Source organism: Micromonospora sp. CNZ322, assembly GCF_007827755.1.
Genome location: NZ_VITD01000001.1, coordinates 1,036,797 through 1,056,662 on the forward strand (window position 1 = coordinate 1,036,797; position 19,866 = coordinate 1,056,662).

Here is a 19,866-nt window from a genome sequence, read left to right on the forward strand (position 1 = left end):
GCCCTCGGTACGCCCAGGGCCGAGACCACCGATGGTCGGCCCCCGTGTTGCGCCGAGCGCCATTCCCGGTGCTGCCGCCCTCCGCTGGCCGGAGGCGCCAACCCCCGAACGGAGACTCGACCATGAACCCGATCGTCCAGAAGAGCGGTCTGTCCGTCGTCGGCCTGCTGGTCGCCGGCGGCTGCGCCCTCGGCCCGGCGGTGGCCGCCCAGGCCGCCCCGGCTCAGGCCGCCCCGGCCTCGTCGAGCCAGAACGACCGGCACGCCGAGCGGATCCTCGGCGTCGACTACCAGGCCCAGCCGAACTTCTACTACTGCGGCCCGGCCGCGACCCGGATCGCGTTGTCCGCGCAGGGCAAGGCGCTGTCCCAGGACGAGGTGGCCCGGCTGCTCGGCACCACCGAGGCGGGTACCCCCTCGGCCCTGGACACCACCCGGGTGCTGAACGAGCTGACCGGTGGCAAGTACCGGACCACCGAGATCCGTGATTCGGTGGCCCGCCCCGACCAGGTCGAGCAGCTGCGCCGTGACGTGCTGGCCGCGGTGGACGCCGGCCGACCGGTGGTGGCCAACATCAAGGGCACGACAGTGGACACCGACGGCAACCCGCACTCGTACGAGGGTGGCCACTACCTGACCCTCGTCGGCTACCGCGACGGTGGTGACACGATCCGGGTCGCCGACCCGGCCGACCCGGCGTTGGGCGAGTACTGGATGAGCCTGCCGAAGGTCGCCAACTGGATCGCGGAGCGCGGCTACTCCTCCTGATCCGGACGGTTCACCGGGCCGGCCTCTCCCGTGCGGGGAGGCCGGCCCGACCGTCGTTACGGGCCCGGGCTGCGAGGTGCGCGCGTCGACGGGCTCGGGCGGCCCGCGTCGGTCGGGTCCGGTGCAGTTGTCGGCGGACCGGCGGGTGGATCTCCGCCTCGCCTGCTCCGGCCGCCCGGCGCACGATCCGGTTGGCGTCTTCAGGTTCGGAGCCGGCGGCCCGGAGCAGGTCGCTGGCCGCGGTACGCAGTCCGGTGACGAGGGATTCGCCGAACGACTTGACGCCGGTCGCGGAAGCCCGCCCGGCCAATTCGGCGCACTCCTCGACCAACCGGCGGGTACGCCGGGGGTCGTCACCGACCCTGCACTCCTCCCGCATCTCCGCCACCGCCTGACCCAACCGGCCCATCGCGTCCGGCAGCTCCGGCGGAATCGGCTCGTCGTACTGCAACGCGGTGCTCGACCAACGGGCCATGGCGCGACTGTCCAGCAGCAACCGCTCCAGGTGACCCGCGCTGCGGGCGTAACGGTGGTACTGCTGCCGGCGGTGCCAGCGCACCGGCGCGATCGTCACCACCTCCTCGGCGCCGCTGAGCGCATCGTGCAACCGGCCCAGGTCGTCCTCGGTGCCGCGGAGCCGCTCTAGGACGGCCATGGTCCCGGCGCCGTCGCGCTCGCGCAGCGCCCGCGCCAGCTCGGCGAGTTGCTCGCAGAGGATCGTGAAGATCGGCGCCGCGGCGCGGTCCAGCACCCGCATCGGGTTGATCGGCAACAACAGCGCGACCACCACCAGGCCGACCGCCCCACCGACGAGCGCGTCGAAGATCCGGGGCACCTCCAGGCCACGTTCCATCGGGGCCAGCGTTGCGATCAGCACGGCGGTACCGCCGGCCTGACCGACCAGCGGACCACCCTTCCCAGCAACCAGCAACGCGGCGGCGATGGCCAGCGCGACCACCACGCCGGTCTGCCACGGGCCCGAGCCGAGCAGGAATCGCAGCGTGTCCCCGATGACGATGCCCAGGGCCACGCCGCCCAACAGTTCAAAGGTCCGGCGGGCACGCTGCCCGATGGCGGTGGCGATCGTACCGACGGCGGCGGCGGGCGCGAAGACGTGCGATCCCTGGCCCAGCAGGTTCTTGGCGAGCAGGGCGGCGATGGCCGCGGCCAGCCCGGCCTGGATGGAGATCACCAGGGTGACCTCCCACTGCCGGGCCCGGATCCGGCCGGCCTGCCCACCTCGGTGCCGCACCCGCCGGACCGTCCGCTCGGCGGTCTCGTCGAGCCGCGACTGATCGCGGTCGGCGGGTGGGCGGTCGTCGGCCATGGCGGCGGTTACCCCGGCGGCGGCCGGGCAATCGCCGAGGCTCGGCAGCACCGCCACCGCAGGCACCACAGGCCCCATGGAACACATCGTCAACCGTGGGTTCGTGCAGCCCCGTGGGGGTACCAGAGCCACACACCTCCCACCGATCCGCAACCGGTAAGGGGCCGTGACATGACCAATCCACCGACCGATGACGACCACGATGCCGTCGACATCCTGGTCTCCGATCATCGTGAGATCGAGGCAGTTCTCGTCGAGTTGGCGGCCCGGCAGGGCACCCCCGAGCACCGCCGGCGCCTCGCCGACGTGGTGATCGCCGAACTCGTCCGCCACTCGGTGGCCGAGGAGGCGTACGTGTATCCGATCGCCCGAAAGGTGCTGCCCGACGGCGACGAGATCGCCGACCGGGAGATCGCGGAGCACGCCGACGCCGAGCGGACCATGAAGGCGTTGGAGTCAGCCGATCCGTCCGACCACCGCTTCGACGAGCTGCTCGCCCAGCTGACCAGCACCGTCCGACACCACATGGCGGAAGAGGAGAAGGAGCTCTTTCCCCGGCTGCGCGCGGCGACGGCCCGGGAGGAGCTGGTCGAGGCGGCCGCCCGGGTGAGGGCGATCAAGAAGATCGGGCCGACCCGTCCGCATCCGGGAAGCCCGGAGCATCCGCCGATGAACAAGCTGCTCGCCCCCGGCATCGGTCTGGTCGACCGGTTGCGCGACGCGTTGAGCGGCCGACCCACCTCAGTGGACGCGCTACGCGACAAGCGCTGACCCGCGCATCATCGGCGACCCGGCACTCCCGGGTCGCCGACGGCGCGGCGGCCCGGGAGGAGCGCGCTGGGTCAGCGGACCTGGTCGCCCTCACCGGTGCGCGCCTGGGCCTGGTCCACGCCCTTGTCGATCTGATCGCCGTACTTGCCGCCGGTGCGCTTGTCGGCCATGTCGCCGCCCTTCTCCGCACCCTGGTCGACCTGCTTGTCATGCTTGTCCGCGAAGTCCTTGGCCTTGTCCATGAAGTCACCCACGGCGTTCCTCCTCAGTCCGGTCCGTACCCTTCGCGTTCCCTCGGCCGGACCACGCAAACGCCGCCGCTTCGGATGTGATTCGCGAACACCCACCCACGTCACTCCGGCCGACGTACGATCCGCGCGGGCAACGGCCAGCGATTCGGGTGTCGGGGCACGACCGACCGGGTACCGACCTCGTCGACATCGAGGAGGACCGACATGGCCGCAGAGGAACCCGGACCGACAGCCAGCCCCGGGCCGCGCCAGACCTGGGCGGCGCTGCCGTGGCTGGTCCGAACCGCTGTGTTGTGGAGCGCCTGCCTGGTGGTGATCGCCGCGGGGCTCTACCTGCTCGGCCGGATCGCCGTCCTGTTGGCGCCGCTGGCCATCGCGCTGGCCGCCACCATCTTCCTCACCGCGCTGCTCGATCCGGTCCTGCTGCTGCTGCGCCGGTTGCGCCTGCCGGCGGCGCTGGCCGCGCTCTGCACCGTACTGCTGCTGCTCGGCATCCTGGTCGGCGTCGGCGCCCTGGTGTGGAACCTGACCGCCAGCCAGTTCGATCAGCTCAGCCAGGAGCTGACGCAGGGCGTCGAACGCAGCCGGGACTTCGTGACGTCCACCCTGCCGGTCAGCGAGGCACAGCTGGACCGGCTGGTCGACCAGGCCCGGAAGGGGCTCAGTGGCAGCTCTCCGGACCCGGTGGCCGGTGCCCGGACCGCCACCGAGGTGTTCGGCTCCGCGCTGCTGGCTCTGGTGCTGCTCTTCTTCCTGCTCAAGGACGGCCGGTCCATGTGGCACTGGGTGCTGTCCCGGGTCTCCGGCCCGAACCAACCAGTGCTGGCCGAGGCCGGCCGCAACGGTTGGCAGACGTTGGGCGCGTACAGCCGGGGCACCATGTTCATCGCCGCGATCGACGCGCTGGGCATTGGGCTGGCTCTCGTGGTGCTGAGGGTGCCACTCGCCCTGCCGCTGGCGTTGATCACGTTCCTCGGCGGGTTCGTTCCGATCATCGGGGCGACGGTGGCCGGCGCGGTGGCGGTGCTGGTGGCGCTGGCTGCGAACGGTCCCACCACCGCGCTGCTCACCCTCGCGGCGGTGATCGCCGTGCAGCAGATCGAGGGCAACCTGCTGGAGCCGCTGGTCATGAAGCGTCAGGTCCGACTGCATCCGGCGGTGATCCTCGTGGCGGTCACCGCGGGCACGCTGATCGCGGGCATCGCTGGTGCCTTCGTCAGCGTCCCGATCACCGCCGTCCTCTGGCGTGTCATCGACACCGTCCAACAGCGCCGCTCGACCTCGGCTCTCCTGCCCTCAGACTGATCACCGACCGAGGTGCGTGGTGAACCAGGTGCCGGCCTGATCGGCGACCTGCTCCAGGGTGCCGGGCTCCTCGAAGAGGTGGGTGGCACCGGGGATCACCCGCAGCTCGCCGACCTCCCCCAGCTCGGCCAGCGCCCGCTCGTTGAGGGTGATCACCTCTTCGTCCAGCCCGCCGACCAGGAGCAACGTCGGGGTACGCACCTGGGCCAGCGCGTTCCCGGCCAGGTCCGGCCGACCACCCCGGCTGACCACGGCGGCCACCCGATCGGCGCGGGACGACGCCGCGACCAGGGCGGCGGCAGCACCCGTGCTGGCCCCGAACAGACCGATCGGCACATCGCCGGCAGGACGCTCGACGGCCAGCCAGTCGACGATCCCGGCCAGCCGGCTGGCCAGCAGCCCGATGTCGAAGCGCAGTTCGGCTGTTCGGGCGTCCACCTCGTCCTCGGCCGGGGTGAGCAGGTCCGCCAGCACCGTGCCCAGCCCACGGCCGTTCAGGGTCCGGGCCACCGCCACGTTGCGCGGGCTGTGCCGGGAACTGCCGCTGCCGTGCGCGAACAGCACCACGCCGACCGGCTGGGCGGGCAACGTCAGGTCGGCGGGGAGTTGGGCGTCCCCGATCGGAATGGTCACGCTGCGCTGCTCGTCCATACCTCACCTCCGGTTACTCGCCGGTGGTCCGGGTACCCCGCCCGCCGCCGGGCACGCACGCCGCGGCGGCGTCACCCCGGGCCATGGGCCCGCCGCCGGGCCGCGTTTGCCCGCTGGGGCGCCGGGTACGCGACGAGCGACCGCAGACCGTGTCGGCGCAGCCGCGCCCCGACGGATCGCGAGGATCGCCATGGCGAAGCAGCAGATTTCCCGGCAGCAGCAGCTGACCGAGCGAACCCAGCGTGAACAGGACGCCGAGCGCAACCAGGACGTCGGGGACCAGGATTTCGGAGACCAGGCCGCTTCGGCCCGGCTGCCCGACGACCCGAAGGCGGCGGCGCCCCGGGACGCGATCGGGCGTCCGTCGACCGGCGAGCCGGTCTGACGAACTGGGACCGGCGAGCCGGTCTGACCCACAGGCGCGGGACGGGCGGGGCGGGAAGATTCCCGCCCCGCCCGTCACTGTTCGCGCTCGGGCAACCGCAGCAGCGGAGACCGGCCGGGTGGTTGCTCGGGCGGTGGACCGGACGGCTCGGCCGGCGGCACCGGCACCGTCACCGGCTCGTCGCAGGTCACCCGCAGCATCTGGTCGTGGTGGCGCAGCTCCACCACGTCGTCAGGGCCGCCGTGGCGCAGCGAGTACGTCGTCTGGTGCGGCCGGACATCCACCCGCAGCGCCAACCCCCGCCACTGGAGCGAGAACTCCAACCGGCTGAGTCGGCTGGAGAGCCGGGGGGCGAAGGACAGTCCGCCGTCGTGGTCCCGGAGACCGCCGAACCCGCTGACCAGGGCGAGCCACGCGCCGGCCAACGACGCCATGTGTACGCCGTCGCGGGTGTTCTCGTTGAGGTCGTGCAGGTCCATCAGCGCGGCCTCACGCAGGTAGGTGTGCGCGAGTTCGGGGTGGCCCACCTCGGCGGCGAGGACCGACTGGGTGCAGGCCGACAACGACGAGTCGCGTACGGTGCGGCGCTCGTAGTAGAGGAAGTTGCGCACCTTCTCCTCGGGGGTGAAGGCGTCCCCCCGCCAGTGCATGGCGAGGACCAGGTCGGCCTGCTTCACCACCTGCTTGCGGTACAGCTCGAAGTACGGGTAGTGCAGCAGCAACGGGTACTTCTCCGCCGGTGTGTGCGTGAAGTCCCATTCCTGGAGTCGGGTGAAGCCCTCCACCTGCTGGTGGACCTCGAGCTCCTCGTCGTACGGGACGTGCATCGAGGTGGCGGCGTCCCGCCAGCTCGCGGCCTCCTCGTCGGTGACACCGAGGTGGAACGCCTCGTCCCGGTAGCGCATGACCACGTCGGCGGCGGCGAGCAGGTTCCGCTGCGCCATCAGGTTGGTGTAGACGTTGTCGTTCTTCACGGCGGTGTACTCGTCCGGCCCGGTGACACCATCGATGTGGAACTGCCCGTGCCGGTCGTGGTGGCCGATCGAGCGCCACAGCCGGGCAGTCTCCACCAGCAGCTCCAGCCCGATCTCCCGTTCCGACTGGGTGTCCCCGGTGACCATCACGTAGCGGCGCACGGCGTCGGCGATGTCTGCGGCGATGTGGAAAGCTGCCGTACCCGCCGGCCAGTATCCGGATGATTCCGGGCCCTCGATGGTCCGCCAGGGAAAGGCGGCACCCCGGAGGTTGAGCGTCTCGGCACGTTCCCGCGCCGAATCCAGCGTGCTGTGTCGCCACTGCAACGCGCTGCGCACCGCGCTCGGCTGGGTGTACGTGAGCACCGGCAGGACGAACATCTCGGTGTCCCAGAAGGCGTGACCGTCGTAGCCGGGGCCGGTCAGCCCCTTCGCCGAGATCGGCCGCTGCTCGGCCCGCGCGCCTGCCTGCAACACGTGGAAGAGCCCGAACCGGACCGCCTGCTGCACCTCCGGGTCGCCCTCGACCAGCACGTCGGAGGCGTCCCAGAACGCGTCGAGGTAGTTGCGCTGCTCCCGGTGCAGCCCGTCCCATCCGTCGAGCCGGGCGCCAGCCAGTGCCGCGCCGACCTGGTCGCGCAGAGCCGGCAGCGACCGGCGACTCGACCAGCTGTACGTCAGATACTTGATCACCCGCAGCTTCTCGCCGGGCTGGAGCACGCAGGCGATGGTGGTACGCACCCAGTCCTGGTATCCCTCGGACTCGATGGTGGTGTGGTCCGGGCCGTGCACCTCGTGCTCCATGGCGGCGGCGACCCGCAGACCGGAGACCTTGGTGCGGTGGATCAGCTGGCCGCCGTCGGGGGTGGTCAGCTCCTCCTCGGCCTGAAGCGGCGACTCCAGCACCGCCGCGACCCGGGGGTCCTTGCTCTGCGCGGGCAGCGACTCGTTCGCCACCAACTCGGACTGCACGATCAGTCGCAGCGGGCCGTCGACGGCCTCCACCTCGTAGCTGATGGCGGCCACCGACCGCTGGGTGAACGAGACGAGACGGGTGCTGCGGACCTTGACCTCCCGGCCGGCGGGCGAGCGCCAGTGCAGCTCCCGGTGCAGCGTGCCGGCCCGCAGGTCGAGGATCCGCTCGTGGGCGATCAGCTCGCCGTAACGCACGTCGAGCGGTTCGTCGTCGACCAGCAGCCGGATCAGTTTGCCGTTGGTGACGTTGACAATGGTCTGCCCGGACTCGGGGAAGCCGTAGCCCGCCTCCGCGTACGGCAACGGACGCAGTTCGTAGAACGAGTTGAGGTAGGTGCCGGGCAGGCCGTGCGGTTCGCCCTCGTCGAGGTTGCCCCGCAGGCCGACGTGCCCGTTGGAGAGCGCGAAGACCGACTCCGACTGGGCCAGCACGTCCATGTCCAGCCGGGTCTCCCGGACGTGCCACGGCTCCACCGGATAGGCGCGCTCCCGAATCATCCGGAGCCTCGTTCGGCGGCGAGCGGGTCGGTAGCGGTGCGGTTCGGCGCCGGTGGGTCCGCGCGGTCGAGAAGGTCGGCGAGGTCCGTCACCACGATGTCGGCGCCGTGGGCGAGCAACTCGTCGGCCTGCCCGACCCGGTCGACGCCGACCACGTAGCCGAAGCCACCGGCGCGGCCGGCTGCCACCCCGGAGAGCGCGTCCTCGAAGACGGCGGCCTGCGTCGGGTCGACTCCGAGCACCCTGGCCCCGGCGAGGAACGTGTCGGGGTGTGGTTTGCCGCGCAGCCCCTGCGCACGGGCGACCAGCCCGTCCACCCGGGCCTCCAGCAGCGGCTCGAATCCGGCGACGGCGACCACCTCGCCCCCGTTCGCGCTGGCGGTGACCACGGCTCGGCGGAGCCCGGCGGCGGTCGCCGCCTTCAGATACCGCACGGAGCCCGGGTAGACCTCGACGCCGTCGGTACGCAGACGGTGCAGCAGCAGGACGTTCTTGCGGTTGCCCAGGCCGTTGACGGTCTCCGCCTCCGGCGGGTCGTCCGGGCTGCCCTCGGGCAGCACGATCCCGCGGGAGGCGAGGAACGACCGGACGCCGTCGGCCCGGGGGCGGCCGTCGACATAGCGGTTGTAGTCCGGGCCCGGATCGAACGGTTGGAACGGTTCGCCGGAGACCGTGGCGCGTTGGCGGAGAAACTCGTCGAACGTCTGCGTCCAGGCGGCGTTGTGTACGCGGGCGGTCTGCGTCAGCACACCGTCCAGATCGAAGAGACAGGCGGTCACGTGAGCAGGTAGGCCCAGCACGGTACGAATCTATCCACCCTGCTGGGCCCGCAAACCCGTTTCGGCCCCCATGGGGCGTTTCAGTTCGGTCGCAGCGTCCAGATCACTGTCATCTCCGAGGTCGGCTTGCCGTCCTCGGTGGCGATCTGGACCGCGACGGGGAATTCCGGGCGCCGACCGGCGGCCAGCTCCTCGGTCACCTCGGCCGCCGGCCGGCCGAGTCGCGCGGTGGCCAGCACCGGACCCATGGCGAGTTTCCGGTAGGCGATCTCAGCCCGGACGGCCAACGGCACGGCCCGGTCGAGCAACTGCCCGAAGGCGGCCAGCACGACCGCGCCGGAGGCCGTCTCGCCGAGGGTGAACATGGCCCCGGCGTGCGGGCCCCCGATGTGGTTGTGGGTGGCCGGCGAGTCGGGCAGCCGGACGACGGCCCGCACGCCGCCCTCCGCCTCGGGTGCCACCTCGACGAACTCGATACCGAGCGTACGAGCGAACGGCACCGCTTCCAGCATGCCGGCCGCCACCTGGCGGGAGTCGATAGTCATGGCCTGACGTTACTAACCGGTAACCAGGCCGGCAACCAGCGACTTCGCCGTCGGGGCACGGTCAGAGGTTGCCGATAATCCGCAGGATCTCCGCATAGAAGTTGCCGTCGATGCTGCGGAAGAAGGAGAAATCCTGCCCCGGGTCGCCAAAGAACGGCCGCAGCGTCCAGGCCAGCTGGGTGCCGACAAAACCGAAGAGCAGGATCCAGATGTAGAGCAGGGTCATGCTGGCCGGACGCTGCGTCGGCTCCCCGCGTCGGACCGTACGGCCGTCCCACGGGCGTTGCGCCACGTAGCCGGGCGGCAGTATGCCGGGCGGGAACGAGGCACCGGCCGGCTGCCCGGCCCACTGCGTCGGAACCTGGGCCGGCGCCGTCGCGGTGGTCACGGCACCATTCGCAGTCGACTCGGCCACGGCGGCCCCGGCCGGCACGGCGACCGGCTCGGCGCTCTGACCGGCGACCGGCGCGGCAGCCGGCGTCGGCCCGGCGGGCACCGCGGCCGGCACGGCCTGGACCGGCGCCGGGGCGCTGGCCTGCCCGTCGACCTTAACGTTGGCGGCCTCGGGCGCGAGCAGGCCGTGGTCGTTGAGCACCTGCATCCCGCTGGTCAGGAAGCGCAACCCGACCAGCGCCGACAGGGTCAGGATCGACACGTTGAGCAGCTTGAAGAACCCGTAGTCGTTGGCGGTGATCAGGAAGAAGAGGCTGATCGGCGCGAACGCCACAGCGAGCATCGAGGTGACAGTGATCGCCACCATCACCAGCGCCAACGACTGCCGCACCGAGAGCCGGGCGCCGAAGACCAGGTTGAACAGGTAGAGCGTGGGCAGGCAGATGACCAGGGTGACCAGGAACAGCAGCGGCAGCTTCAGCGCCGAGGTCAGCGCCATCAGTGGGCTGTGGAAGAAGCCCAGCACCGCCCCGTAGCAGGCCAACGCGATGGCGGAGCTGGTCAGCATCCGCCCGGTCAGGGCGTTGAGGTCACGCTCGGCCACGATCTGCTGCCAGATGCTCTCGCGATCTCGCAGGATGCGCTCGATGACGAGCGGGCTGGGACGGTCACCCGACACGGGTGCACCCCTCTCGGTGGTCTTTCACTGTGGACTGGTGGGCAGACGGTAGGGCACCGGGTGGCGGGCCCGCCACCCCGTCCGGGCACGTCGTCAGCGCCAACCCACGTCGATCCGGTCGCCGCGCTCGTCGAAGAAGTGCAGCGCGTCCATCCGTACCGAGACGGCGAGCGGGTGACCGGCGCTGACCGCCGGGTAGGGCGCCAGCCGTACCGCCAGCTCCGCCGGGCGGCGGTGGTGCCGGCCCGGATCGGGCAGCACGCTGGTCTGGACGCCACTGGCCGGTGCCTCCTGCGCCTCCACCGGCTTGCCGGTGAGCCGCTGCATCACCGAGCCGAAGCGGCGCAGACCGCGCTGGCCGACCGGCGGCGGTTCGAGCGGGGCACCCATCTCGTCCACCACGATCGCTGTCGCGCCGATGTCGAGGAACGCCAACGACTCGTGCCCGTGGTGCTCCAGGTAGCGGATCCGCCCGCGCAGCACGTCGCCGGGGCTGTCCGGAGCGACCGGGGTGAGCGCCTCGGCCCGCATGCCGACCACTATTCGCTCACCGTGGTAGTGCGCCACAGCCCGACTGCGGATGTCGTTCCAGGGCAGGTAGAGCGACTGGTCACCGAGGTTGAGCGTGACGTACCGGTCGAGATGGACGTAGACCGACGCCTCCAGCAGGTTCATCCGTGGGCTGCCCAGGAACGCCGCCACGTAGAGCGTCGCCGGCCGGCCGTACACCTGGGTCGGTGTGCCCACGTCCTGGAGCACGCCGCGGCGCATGATGGCCACCCGGTCGGCCATGGTGAGCGCCTCGGCCTGGTCGTGCGTGACGTAGACAGTGGTGACGCCCAGCTCGCGGGTCAGGCCGGAGATCTCCGCACGCAACTCGGCCCGCAGGCCGCTGTCCAGGTTGGAGAGCGGCTCGTCCATCAGGAACAGGCCGGGCCGGCGGACGATCGCGCGCCCCATCGCGACCCGCTGCCGCTGCCCGCCGGAGAGCTGACCCGGCTTGCGGGCCAGCACGTCACCGATGCCCAGCGCGCTCGCCACGTCGCTGACCCGCTCGCCACGCGGCTCGGGCTCGACCCCGGCCAGCCGCAGCGGAAACGCGATGTTGTCGCCAACGGTCATGTGCGGGTAGAGAGCGAAGTCCTGGAAGACCATGGCGATCCTGCGGTCCCGTGGGGGCAGGTCGTTCGCCACCTCCCCGTCGAGCATGACCGCACCGGTGGTCGGCTCCTCCAACCCGGCGATCATCCGCAGCACTGTCGACTTGCCGCACCCGGACGGCCCAAGCAGCACCATGAACTCGCCGTCGTTCACATCCAAATTGATGCTGTCGACGGCCAGCGTGCCATCCCGGAAAACCTTGGTCACATCCTTGAGCGTGACGGTGCTCACCGTCTTCCCCCCCAGCGCGCGTCGACCGAACCCCACAAGACTGTGACCAGGATCATGGGTTTGTGACATCGGGTAAACGTCTCATGTTCGATCGATGACACTGCTATTACACGACAGAAACCGCGATCAGCAGCGCGTGGATCGCTCGCCCGGCTCCCCGAGGAACACCTGCCGCACCACCCGCTCCGCCGCCCGCCCGTCGTCCAATGTGCAGAACCGGGCCCGGAAATGCTCGCGGGCCTTGGTCGCCGCGTCCGAGCGCACCCCGTGGGTACGGAACAGGTCGAGCAGATCGGCGAAAGTGGAGGCTACCGCGCCCGGCGGTTCGGCGGTGACGTCGAAGTAGACCCCCCGGGCCAGCCGGTACGCCTCCCAGTCCGGGGTGTAGAGCACGATCGGCCGGTCCAACACCGCATAGTCGAACATGGCCGACGAGTAATCGGTGACCAGCACATCCGCCACCAGGTAGAGATCCTCGACCCGTTGATGGCCGCTGACGTCACGAACCCGCTCCCAGTCCCTCGGCTGGCCGGGGCGTCGATCACGGTCGTGGAAGTAGTGGCTGCGCATCAGCAACCGGCCCGAGTCACCCAGCGCCTGGACGAACCGGTCCGGGTCGAACGGCGGCCGGTAGCCGGGCAGGTGCTCGCGGTGCGTCGGGGCGTACAGGACGACCTGCTCGTCGGGGTCGAGGCCGAACTCCGCGCGGAGCCGGCGCACCTCGTCCGGGCTGGCGGTGACCAGGCGGTCGTTACGCGGGTACCCGACCTCCAGCGTGGTGTACGTGGCCGGGTACGCCCGGTCCCACATCTGGGTGGAGAAGCTGTTGGCGCTGACGCTGTAGTCCCAGCGGTCCACCCGGCGCAGCAGCCCGGCGAAGTCCATCCGGCCCGCGCCGATCGGGTAGCGCTGCTGATCCAGCCCCATCACCTTGACCGGCGTGCCGTGGTGGGTCTGCACGTGCACCTGTGCCGGTCGCTTGCGGACGAAGTCGGGAAAGTTGACGTTGTTGATCAGCCACCGGGCGCGGGCGAGCACCCGGTAGTACGCGGGCGTGCCGGCCACCACGTACTCCACTCCGGCCGGCACGGTGTCCACCCGGTCCCGGCGCACCACCCACACCCCGCGCACCCCTGGCGCCAACCGGCGGGCAACCTCGTAGATGGCCGCCGGGTTGCAGGAGTAACCCCGGTACCAGTACGCCGCATACACCGCGAGCGTCGGGTCGACCGGCCGCCGCAACTCGGCCCGGTAGTACTCGCGCAGCAGCCCGTCCCGGGTCAGCCGGGCACCGCGCCGGGCGACAGGGCCGACAGTGCGCCGCGCGGTGCGGGCCCGCCGGCGGGCGGCGTCGCGGACCCGGCTCGCGGCACGCAACGCGCTGAAGGTGCGCCACCGGCCGGACGCGACCAGCTTGTGCTTGATTCCCTCGACCCCGTCCGGCACCGGATAGCCGCCGGCCGGCAGCCAGCGCTCGTAGTCGGCGGTGATCTGCGCGAAGAACGCCTCCCGCAGCTCCGGCGCGATCCGCTGACCGTTGCCGAGCACCGTCAGGTAGTGCCAGATCATCCGCTCGAAGACCGCCGGCCGCAGGGCCTCCGTCGCCGACCCCCACGAATCCATCAGGTGGAAGACCCGGTGCCACTGCGGGAAGACCTCGAAGTGCCGGTCACCGCGGGTCCGGGTGATCGCACCGGCGCGGCGTTGGCGGTAGTTGACGCAGACCCGGTCGAGTACGCCGATCCGGTGCGCGGCCATCAGCACCGGGTAGCTGAACGAGACGTCCTCGTACCAGCCGGGCGCGAAGCGCAGCCCCAGGTCGGCGAGGAACTCCCGACGGACCAGCCGGTTCCACGCGGTGTGCAGCAGGTGCATCGCCTGCGGCCGGTCCCGCAGGCGGAAGGTCCCCGGACCCGGCGACTCCGGAAACACCTCGGCCATCGCGCTGCGGGTGGCGGTGTCGTTCCAGTGGGTGCGGACGTGGTCGACCAGCAGGACGTCCGGGTGGGTGACCCGCAACCGTTCGGCGACCTCGGTCAGGCACTCCGGAGCCAGCCAGTCGTCGCCGTCGAGGAACCACACGTACTCGCCGACGGCCCGGTCCAGCCCGATGTTCCGGGCCGGACCGAGGCCGACGTTCTCCGACAGCCGGACCGAGTGGACCCGCTGGTCGCGGGCCGCGTACTCGTCGATGATGTCGCCGCTGGCGTCCGGCGAGCAGTCGTCGACGGCGATCACCTCGATGTCCGTCTCCGGCTGACCGAGGATGGAGTCCAGGCATTCACGCAGGTATCCCTGCACCCGGAAGGCCGGCACCACGAAGCTGATCAGAGTCATCCGGCCGCCCTCCGTCAGCGCGGCGCGGCACCTCCAGCGCCCGCCGGCGCCACCGACGCCCGCGCGCTACGGGCCGGTCGCACGAACCAGGCCAGGACGACGCTCACCACGAAAACCACGAGAAGGTACGCACCGAGTGTAGCCAGTCCGATACCCGCAATACCGGCGATCGCCGCGAGGGCCAGCAGCACCGAGCGCCCCTCCCAGCCCAGCGTCGCCGCGTGCAGGGGCGGTGCCACCTGTCGCTTCTCCAGCCGGGCGGTCAGGTCGTAGTGGTGCACGGTTAGCACGAAGACGTACCCGAAGATCAGCCAACCGGGCGCCGCACCGACCACCCCGACCGCGATGGCGAACAGATACTCGGCGGCCCGCAACGCCGCGGGCACCAGCCAGTCCAGCGGACCGTTGTGCGCCGCCCCGGCACCCAGGCCGCCGACCAGCAGCACCAGCAGCGCCACCGGCACCGCCCAGCGCAGCCCCTCGGGCGCGTCGCTCAGCAGCGCCCCGACCAGCAGCGCCGCCGGGCCGAGCGCGGCGATCACCGCCAGGGTCAGCGGCCCCATCGGGCGGACCACCGGCAACCAGCGGGCCAGCGGTCCGTCGTCGCGGTGCAGGGTGGCGTCGACAGTGTCCAGCACCGGCACCCACATCCAGCGGGCCCGCAGCGTCCGCAGCGCCCCGGTGTACGCGAACGCCAGCACCCCCCAGACCAGCACGGCGATCAGGCTGACCAGCGGGTTGAACAGCGCCACTGTCAGCGCGATCAGCGCCCACCGCTCACCGATCGGGAAGACCACTGTCCGCTTCAGCCAGTACGACACCGACCCGGTGTCCGCCTGCACCCGGGTCGACGCCGCGTTGAGCCGGTCACCGATCCCGCCGCTGGCGTTCGTCGCCGTACGCGGGCGACGGGCCGCCTCGTCGTGCAGCACCCCGTACCAGGTGTCGGTCATGTGCCGGACGGTCTGCAACGTCATCGCGGCGATCGCGAGCGCCCACCCGTTGCCCAGCCCGGCGTGGCTCACCCCGAAGCCCAGCCCGGCGTAGACCAGGTATTCCTTGGCCCGGTCCGCCATCGTGTCCAGCCAGCCACCCCAGGCGCTGAAGTGCCGGGTGTAGCGGGCCAGTTGGCCGTCCACGCAGTCCAGCACGAAGCCCAGGTAGAGCAGCACCGCGCCACCGACCAGCGCGGGCCGCCCACCGACTCCGAACAGCACCGCCGCGGCCAACGCGAAGAGCACCGATATCGCCGTCACCCCGGTCGGGGTGAGCCGGAGCCGAGCCGAGAGCCGGACCACGTACGGCGACCAGGTGCTGACGAAGTAGGTGGAGAAGAAGTCGTCCTTCTCCTTCACCGACAGCCGCAGCTCGGCCCGGTCCTCGTCGACGGCGGTCACCGCCGCCTCGGCAGCGGTCAGCCCGGCCTGGTCCTCGACCCGGTGGGCGACGAGCAGGCGTACCCGCTGGGCGAAGATCAGGGTGCCGAGCGCCGCGAGACCCGCGAAGAGCCGGTCCACGGCGGACCCGGGGCCACCGGCCGCGACCGACCCTCCGGACCCGGCTCCGCCGGTCGCCGGCAGCGGCGCCACGTCGCCGACCGGGCCGATCGGGGCGGCGACGGGGAGCATCCCGGACGCGGCGGCCCGGGCGGCGGCCGCGAGGGTCGGCAGGTCGTCCACGCCGACCCGCAGTGCGCCGCCGAACACGCCGGTGGCGGCCCCGTCGAGGGAGTCCAACGCGCCGGCGTCGACCACCTGGCCGCGTTCCTCCCGCACTGCGGTCCGACCGGGCACCGGCGGGTCGCCGAGGACCAGCGCCACTGTGGGGCCCACCGGGCTGGTGGCCAGGTGCCGCAGTACGGCGGTGTGCGCGACCAGGTCCGTGCCGGTGATCAACACCGGGGCGGTCGCGGTGGTGACCAGGTCGGACAGCTCGTCGAGGTTGGCGGCGAAGCGCACCTCGTCCGCCCCGGCCAGGCGCAACTGGGCGGCCAACCGGTCGGCCAGCGGCTCACCGGTCGCAGTGGTCAGGCCCGCCGCGGGCGTCCCGGCGGCGAGCACGATCGCGAGCGTCACCGCGGGACCGCGGCGTGGTACGCGTCGAGCGCCTCGGCGATGGTGCCGTCGAGCGTCAACCGGCCCGCGTCGAGGTACAACCCCCGACGGCAGAACCGGGTCAGGTCCTTTTCGTTGTGTGACACCAGCACCAGCGTGCGCCCCTCCCCGAGCAGACGATCAATAGTCGCGTAACACTTCTTGCGGAACTCCGCGTCCCCGACCGCTGTCACCTCGTCCATCAGCAGGATCGGGTGCGGCAGGTGCGAGATGATCGCGAAGCCCAGCCGCACCTTCATCCCCGACGAGTAGTGCCGCACCGACGTGTCGATGGCCCGTTCCACCTGCTCACCGGCGAACTCGACGATCTCGTCGAAGTGCCGCTTCAGGTAGCTCGTCGACAGTCCGTGCAGCCCACCGACCAGGTGCAGGTTCTCCCGCCCGGTCAGGTCGTTGGAGAAACCGGCGGACAATTCCAGCAACGGCGCCACAGCGCCGTGCACCCGGATGCTGCCCTCGTCCGGTATGAGCACCCCGGCGATCAGCCGCAGCAGTGTGCTCTTGCCGGTGCCGTTGCGCCCGATCACCCCGACGGTCTCGCCGGGCTGCACGGTGAACGACACGTCCCGCAACGGCCAGAACTGGCCAGGCAACGCGCCGCGGGCGCCCCGGTGGATGAACAACTCGCGCAGCCGCAGCTGGCGGCGACGATTGCGGACGAACCGAATGCCCAGGCCGTCGGCCTCGATGATCGGCGCCGCCACCTCAGAGCTCCTTGAGCACGGCGGGCTCCAACCGGCGGAACGACCACCAACCGGCGGCCAGCACCAGCACGCTGCCGACGATCGTGGTGGCGAGCAGCCGGGCGTCCGGGAACTCGTCCGGATACCAGATCGCGTGGTGGAGCTGGAAGATCCCGACCAGCGGGTTCAGCTCGTACACCACCTTCAACCAGCCGGGCAGCCCGGACTCCCGGACCAGGCTGAGCGGATAGATGATCGGCGTGGCGTAGAAGAGCACCCGGATGATCAGCCGCATCAGCCGTTCCACGTCGCGCATCAGCACGTTCCACGCGGACAGCAGCAGGGCGAGCCCGGTCAACAGGACGGCCTGGACGGCCACCGCCAGCGGCAGGGAGAGCAGCGACCAACCGGGGTGGATCCGACCGTGCACCGCGTAGATCACCGCGATGGCGATCAGGATCGGCAGGCCGGCCGCGTACTCGGCGAACCGGCCGGTGACCCGGCCGATCGGAAAGACCTGACGCGGCACGTTCATCGTGGTGATCAGCCGGGACTGGCCGGTCAGAGCGTTCGTCGCCTCGCTCAGCGCCGAACTGGTCCACATCCAGGCGAAGATGCCGGTGATCAGGAACAACGGGTACGACCCGGCCGCCTCACCGAGGTGCCGACCGGTGTCCCGGGAGTAGAGCACCCCGAAGACGAACCAGTAGATGGCGCCCATGCCGAGCGGCTCGATCAACGACCAGAAGTAGCCCAGCACGGACTGCTGGTACTTGACCGCGAGATCCCGCCTGACCAGGATGCGCAGCGAGTTGCGGTGCGACCACAACGCCGCGACGCCAGAGGTCACCGCAGCCTCCCGCCTCCTGAAACGGACGACAGGTTAGCAGTCGGTGAACGATTGCCCCGAATCGACCGGACTCAACACTCGATCACGTTGACGGCCAGACCGCCGCGCGCCGTCTCCTTGTACTTGACCTTCATGTCGGCGCCCGTCTCCCGCATGGTCTTGATGACCTTGTCCAGCGACACCTTGTGCACCCCGTCGCCGCGCAGCGCCAGCCGGGCGGCCGTGATCGCCTTGATGCTAGCCACCGCGTTCCGCTCGATGCAGGGGATCTGCACCAGGCCACCCACCGGGTCACAGGTCAACCCGAGGTTGTGCTCCATCCCGATCTCGGCCGCGTTCTCCACCTGCTCAGGGGTGCCACCGAGTGCCTCGGCCAGCCCCGCCGCCGCCATCGAGCACGCCGAACCGACCTCACCCTGGCAGCCCACCTCGGCACCCGAGATCGAGGCGTTCTCCTTGAACAGCACACCGATCGCGCCCGCCGTCAGCAGGAACCGCACCACACCCTCGTCATCGGCGTCCGGCACGAACCGGGTGTAGTAGTGCAGCACCGCCGGAATGATCCCGGCCGCGCCGTTGGTCGGCGCGGTGACCACCCGGCCGCCCGCGGCGTTCTCCTCGTTCACCGCGAGCGCGAACAGCGTCACCCAGTCCATCGCGTGCAGCGGGTCGGCCGTCCCGGCCTCCGCCTCCAGGCCGCGCCGCAGCTCCGCCGCGCGCCGCCGGACCTTCAACCCCCCAGGGAGTACGCCGTCCCGCTCGCAACCGCGCTGCACGCACTCCTGCATCACCCGCCAGATCTCCAGCAGACCGGCCCGGATGTCCGCCTCGCTGCGCCAGGAACGCTCGTTGGCCAGCATCACCTCGCTGATCGACAGCCCGGTGCGGGTGGTGACGTCGAGCAGCTGCGCCCCGGTCAGGAAGGGGTACCGCACCACAGTGCTGTCCGGCTTGATCCGGTCCGCCCCGGCCGCCGCCTCGTCCACCACGAACCCGCCACCGACGGAGTAGTAGGTGCGGCTGCGCAGCTCGGCGCCGGCCCCGTCGTACGCCACGAAGGTCATCCCGTTCGGGTGGTACGGCAACGACCGGCGGCGGTGCAGCGTCAGGTCCCGATCCGGGTCAAAGTCGATCTCGTGCGCGTCGAGGATGTTGAGCCGCCGCTCGGCCCGGATCCGCTCGACCCGAGGACCGACGGTGTCCGTGTCGACAGTCTCCGGCGACTCGCCGGCCAACCCGAGCAGCACCGCCGGACCGCTGCCGTGCCCGTGCCCCGTGGCACCCAGCGAGCCGAACAGCTCGGCCTGCACCCGCGCCGTGTCGCTGAGCAGCCCGTCGGCCTTCAGCCCGCCAACGAACGTCCGCGCGGCCCGCATCGGCCCCACAGTGTGTGAGCTGGACGGCCCGATACCGACGCTGAAGAGGTCGAAAACACTGATCATGGCTGCGCTTCCTCGCCGTCGTCCCGGCGTACGGGACCCGGACGGGTCGTGACCGCCGGTCTGGCGGCCCCGCTCATGACCGTCCGGGGTATGGGGTGCCGGCCCTCCGGGGTGTGGAAGGCCGATCAATCAGCCTACCCGCCCAGCTCACCGCCCACCCGGTCCGGGACGTGAACACCCGACCACCGTCTCTCCCGCCCGGCGCACGCCTCCCCCCAGGCCGGCTGCGGCGGACGGCGGGCAGGCGGGGAGGCGTCAGCGGGGGGTTGCCCGGGTAAAGCACCTACGGGTCCACGGGTTGCCGCTCCTCCTCGGGACCGAGGGCGAGGTGGCCATCCCTTTCTACCGTGGATTGCAGACGCGGCGCACCGCCGCAGAGTGGGAGTACGACGATGAGTCGCAAACTGGTCCGGCCCCGCGAGGGGCGCATGATCGCCGGTGTCTGCGCCGGCCTCGGACGGCGGTTCGGCATGTCGGCCGGAATGGTCCGGCTGCTGTTCCTGCTGTCGCTGCTGCTGCCCGGCACGCAGGTGATCGTCTACCTGATCCTGTGGGTGCTGATGCCGAACGAGGACCGCTACCTGGCGTCCACCGGCCACTAATCTCGCCCCGCACACCCCACGTAAGCAGATCTTCGACAGTTTCCGTCACGCGCTGACTGTGCTGTCCCGAGACATGTGTCAAGGGGAAGTCCCGATAGATGTGTCAGGTGTTGTTGATCAGGCTGCTCGGGTGAGGCTGATGTAGG

18 protein-coding genes are annotated in these 19,866 nt (G+C 71.1%); 5 read left to right on the forward strand and 13 right to left on the reverse strand.

The window, feature by feature from the left end; translation table 11 throughout:
* Positions 1-122: 122 nt before the first annotated feature.
* The gene (locus FB453_RS04825; protein ID WP_091395184.1) at positions 123-767 is read left to right on the forward strand and encodes a C39 family peptidase; all 645 of its coding nucleotides are present in this window, start codon (positions 123-125) and stop codon (positions 765-767) included.
* Positions 768-777: 10 nt separating this feature from the next.
* On the opposite strand, the gene FB453_RS04830 is transcribed toward FB453_RS04825, so the two are convergent.
* On the reverse strand, positions 778-2,172 hold the full coding sequence (locus tag FB453_RS04830) for an aromatic acid exporter family protein (protein ID WP_486480151.1): 1,395 nt from the start codon (positions 2,170-2,172) through the stop codon (positions 778-780).
* A 93-nt stretch (positions 2,173-2,265) separates the two neighbouring features.
* On the opposite strand from FB453_RS04830, the gene FB453_RS04835 reads away from it, so the two are divergent.
* Positions 2,266-2,865, forward strand: coding sequence for a hemerythrin domain-containing protein (locus FB453_RS04835; protein ID WP_145787775.1), 600 nt, complete (start codon positions 2,266-2,268; stop codon positions 2,863-2,865).
* A gap of 71 nt (positions 2,866-2,936) precedes the next feature.
* Here the strand turns inward: FB453_RS04835 and FB453_RS04840 are convergent, their stop codons facing one another.
* Complete coding sequence (locus tag FB453_RS04840) at positions 2,937-3,107, reverse strand: antitoxin (protein WP_486480160.1); 171 nt, start codon at positions 3,105-3,107, stop codon at positions 2,937-2,939.
* A gap of 213 nt (positions 3,108-3,320) precedes the next feature.
* Between FB453_RS04840 and FB453_RS04845 the strand changes: the two genes are divergently transcribed.
* The gene (locus tag FB453_RS04845; RefSeq protein ID WP_145787779.1) at positions 3,321-4,421 is read left to right on the forward strand and encodes an AI-2E family transporter; all 1,101 of its coding nucleotides are present in this window, start codon (positions 3,321-3,323) and stop codon (positions 4,419-4,421) included.
* On the opposite strand, the gene FB453_RS04850 is transcribed toward FB453_RS04845, so the two are convergent.
* Positions 4,422-5,072, reverse strand: a complete 651-nt coding sequence (locus FB453_RS04850; protein ID WP_112581800.1) for a dienelactone hydrolase family protein — start codon at positions 5,070-5,072, stop codon at positions 4,422-4,424.
* Positions 5,073-5,262: 190 nt separating this feature from the next.
* Here FB453_RS04850 and FB453_RS04855 point away from each other — a divergent pair, with 190 nt between their 5' ends.
* Positions 5,263-5,457 (forward strand): hypothetical protein, encoded by a 195-nt coding sequence (locus tag FB453_RS04855; protein ID WP_091395197.1) that lies wholly within the window; start codon positions 5,263-5,265, stop codon positions 5,455-5,457.
* 74 nt (positions 5,458-5,531) lie between these two features.
* On the opposite strand, the gene FB453_RS04860 is transcribed toward FB453_RS04855, so the two are convergent.
* From FB453_RS04860 to FB453_RS04905, 10 genes are all read right to left on the reverse strand, one after another.
* Complete coding sequence (locus tag FB453_RS04860) at positions 5,532-7,904, reverse strand: glycoside hydrolase family 65 protein (RefSeq protein WP_145787780.1); 2,373 nt, start codon at positions 7,902-7,904, stop codon at positions 5,532-5,534.
* Complete coding sequence (locus tag FB453_RS04865; protein WP_112581803.1) at positions 7,901-8,704, reverse strand: HAD family hydrolase; 804 nt, start codon at positions 8,702-8,704, stop codon at positions 7,901-7,903. Before FB453_RS04865 ends, FB453_RS04860 begins: the two co-directional genes overlap by 4 nt.
* Before the next feature lie 59 nt (positions 8,705-8,763).
* Positions 8,764-9,228, reverse strand: coding sequence for a DUF4442 domain-containing protein (locus FB453_RS04870; RefSeq protein WP_112581804.1), 465 nt, complete (start codon positions 9,226-9,228; stop codon positions 8,764-8,766).
* A gap of 61 nt (positions 9,229-9,289) precedes the next feature.
* Positions 9,290-10,300 (reverse strand): hypothetical protein, encoded by a 1,011-nt coding sequence (locus FB453_RS04875; RefSeq protein WP_145787782.1) that lies wholly within the window; start codon positions 10,298-10,300, stop codon positions 9,290-9,292.
* Between the two features lie 93 nt (positions 10,301-10,393).
* Positions 10,394-11,692, reverse strand: a complete 1,299-nt coding sequence (locus FB453_RS04880) for an ABC transporter ATP-binding protein (RefSeq protein ID WP_091397356.1) — start codon at positions 11,690-11,692, stop codon at positions 10,394-10,396.
* A 126-nt stretch (positions 11,693-11,818) separates the two neighbouring features.
* Positions 11,819-14,029 carry a bifunctional glycosyltransferase family 2 protein/CDP-glycerol:glycerophosphate glycerophosphotransferase gene (locus tag FB453_RS04885; RefSeq protein ID WP_145787784.1) on the reverse strand — a complete coding sequence of 737 codons (2,211 nt, stop codon included), beginning with the start codon at positions 14,027-14,029 and terminating at the stop codon, positions 11,819-11,821.
* A gap of 14 nt (positions 14,030-14,043) precedes the next feature.
* Positions 14,044-16,104: a CDP-alcohol phosphatidyltransferase family protein gene (locus tag FB453_RS04890; protein WP_145787786.1), complete on the reverse strand. Its 2,061-nt coding sequence runs from the start codon at positions 16,102-16,104 to the stop codon at positions 14,044-14,046.
* On the reverse strand, positions 16,101-16,847 hold the full coding sequence (locus tag FB453_RS04895; protein ID WP_112581808.1) for an ABC transporter ATP-binding protein: 747 nt from the start codon (positions 16,845-16,847) through the stop codon (positions 16,101-16,103). Before FB453_RS04895 ends, FB453_RS04890 begins: the two co-directional genes overlap by 4 nt.
* 1 nt (position 16,848) lies before the next feature.
* Complete coding sequence (locus tag FB453_RS04900; RefSeq protein WP_091395221.1) at positions 16,849-17,676, reverse strand: ABC transporter permease; 828 nt, start codon at positions 17,674-17,676, stop codon at positions 16,849-16,851.
* A gap of 71 nt (positions 17,677-17,747) precedes the next feature.
* Positions 17,748-19,118, reverse strand: coding sequence for an L-serine ammonia-lyase (locus tag FB453_RS04905; RefSeq protein WP_112603973.1), 1,371 nt, complete (start codon positions 19,116-19,118; stop codon positions 17,748-17,750).
* A gap of 392 nt (positions 19,119-19,510) precedes the next feature.
* On the opposite strand from FB453_RS04905, the gene FB453_RS04910 reads away from it, so the two are divergent.
* On the forward strand, positions 19,511-19,720 hold the full coding sequence (locus FB453_RS04910) for a PspC domain-containing protein (RefSeq protein ID WP_030486383.1): 210 nt from the start codon (positions 19,511-19,513) through the stop codon (positions 19,718-19,720).
* The last annotated feature ends 146 nt before the right edge of the window (positions 19,721-19,866 follow it).

Excerpts from the sequence above, each read along its gene's own strand:
- FB453_RS04825 (WP_091395184.1), top strand. The coding sequence starts at position 123 with ATGAACCCGATCGTCCAGAAGAGCGGTCTGTCCGTCGTCGGCCTGCTG.
- FB453_RS04830 (WP_486480151.1), bottom strand. The coding sequence starts at position 2,172 with ATGGGGCCTGTGGTGCCTGCGGTGGCGGTGCTGCCGAGCCTCGGCGAT.
- FB453_RS04835 (WP_145787775.1), top strand. The coding sequence starts at position 2,266 with ATGACCAATCCACCGACCGATGACGACCACGATGCCGTCGACATCCTG.
- FB453_RS04840 (WP_486480160.1), bottom strand. The coding sequence starts at position 3,107 with ATGGACAAGGCCAAGGACTTCGCGGACAAGCATGACAAGCAGGTCGAC.
- FB453_RS04845 (WP_145787779.1), top strand. The coding sequence starts at position 3,321 with ATGGCCGCAGAGGAACCCGGACCGACAGCCAGCCCCGGGCCGCGCCAG.
- FB453_RS04850 (WP_112581800.1), bottom strand. The coding sequence starts at position 5,072 with ATGGACGAGCAGCGCAGCGTGACCATTCCGATCGGGGACGCCCAACTC.
- FB453_RS04855 (WP_091395197.1), top strand. The coding sequence starts at position 5,263 with ATGGCGAAGCAGCAGATTTCCCGGCAGCAGCAGCTGACCGAGCGAACC.
- FB453_RS04860 (WP_145787780.1), bottom strand. The coding sequence starts at position 7,904 with ATGATTCGGGAGCGCGCCTATCCGGTGGAGCCGTGGCACGTCCGGGAG.
- FB453_RS04870 (WP_112581804.1), bottom strand. The coding sequence starts at position 9,228 with ATGACTATCGACTCCCGCCAGGTGGCGGCCGGCATGCTGGAAGCGGTG.
- FB453_RS04885 (WP_145787784.1), bottom strand. The coding sequence starts at position 14,029 with ATGACTCTGATCAGCTTCGTGGTGCCGGCCTTCCGGGTGCAGGGATAC.
- FB453_RS04905 (WP_112603973.1), bottom strand. The coding sequence starts at position 19,118 with ATGATCAGTGTTTTCGACCTCTTCAGCGTCGGTATCGGGCCGTCCAGC.
- FB453_RS04910 (WP_030486383.1), top strand. The coding sequence starts at position 19,511 with ATGAGTCGCAAACTGGTCCGGCCCCGCGAGGGGCGCATGATCGCCGGT.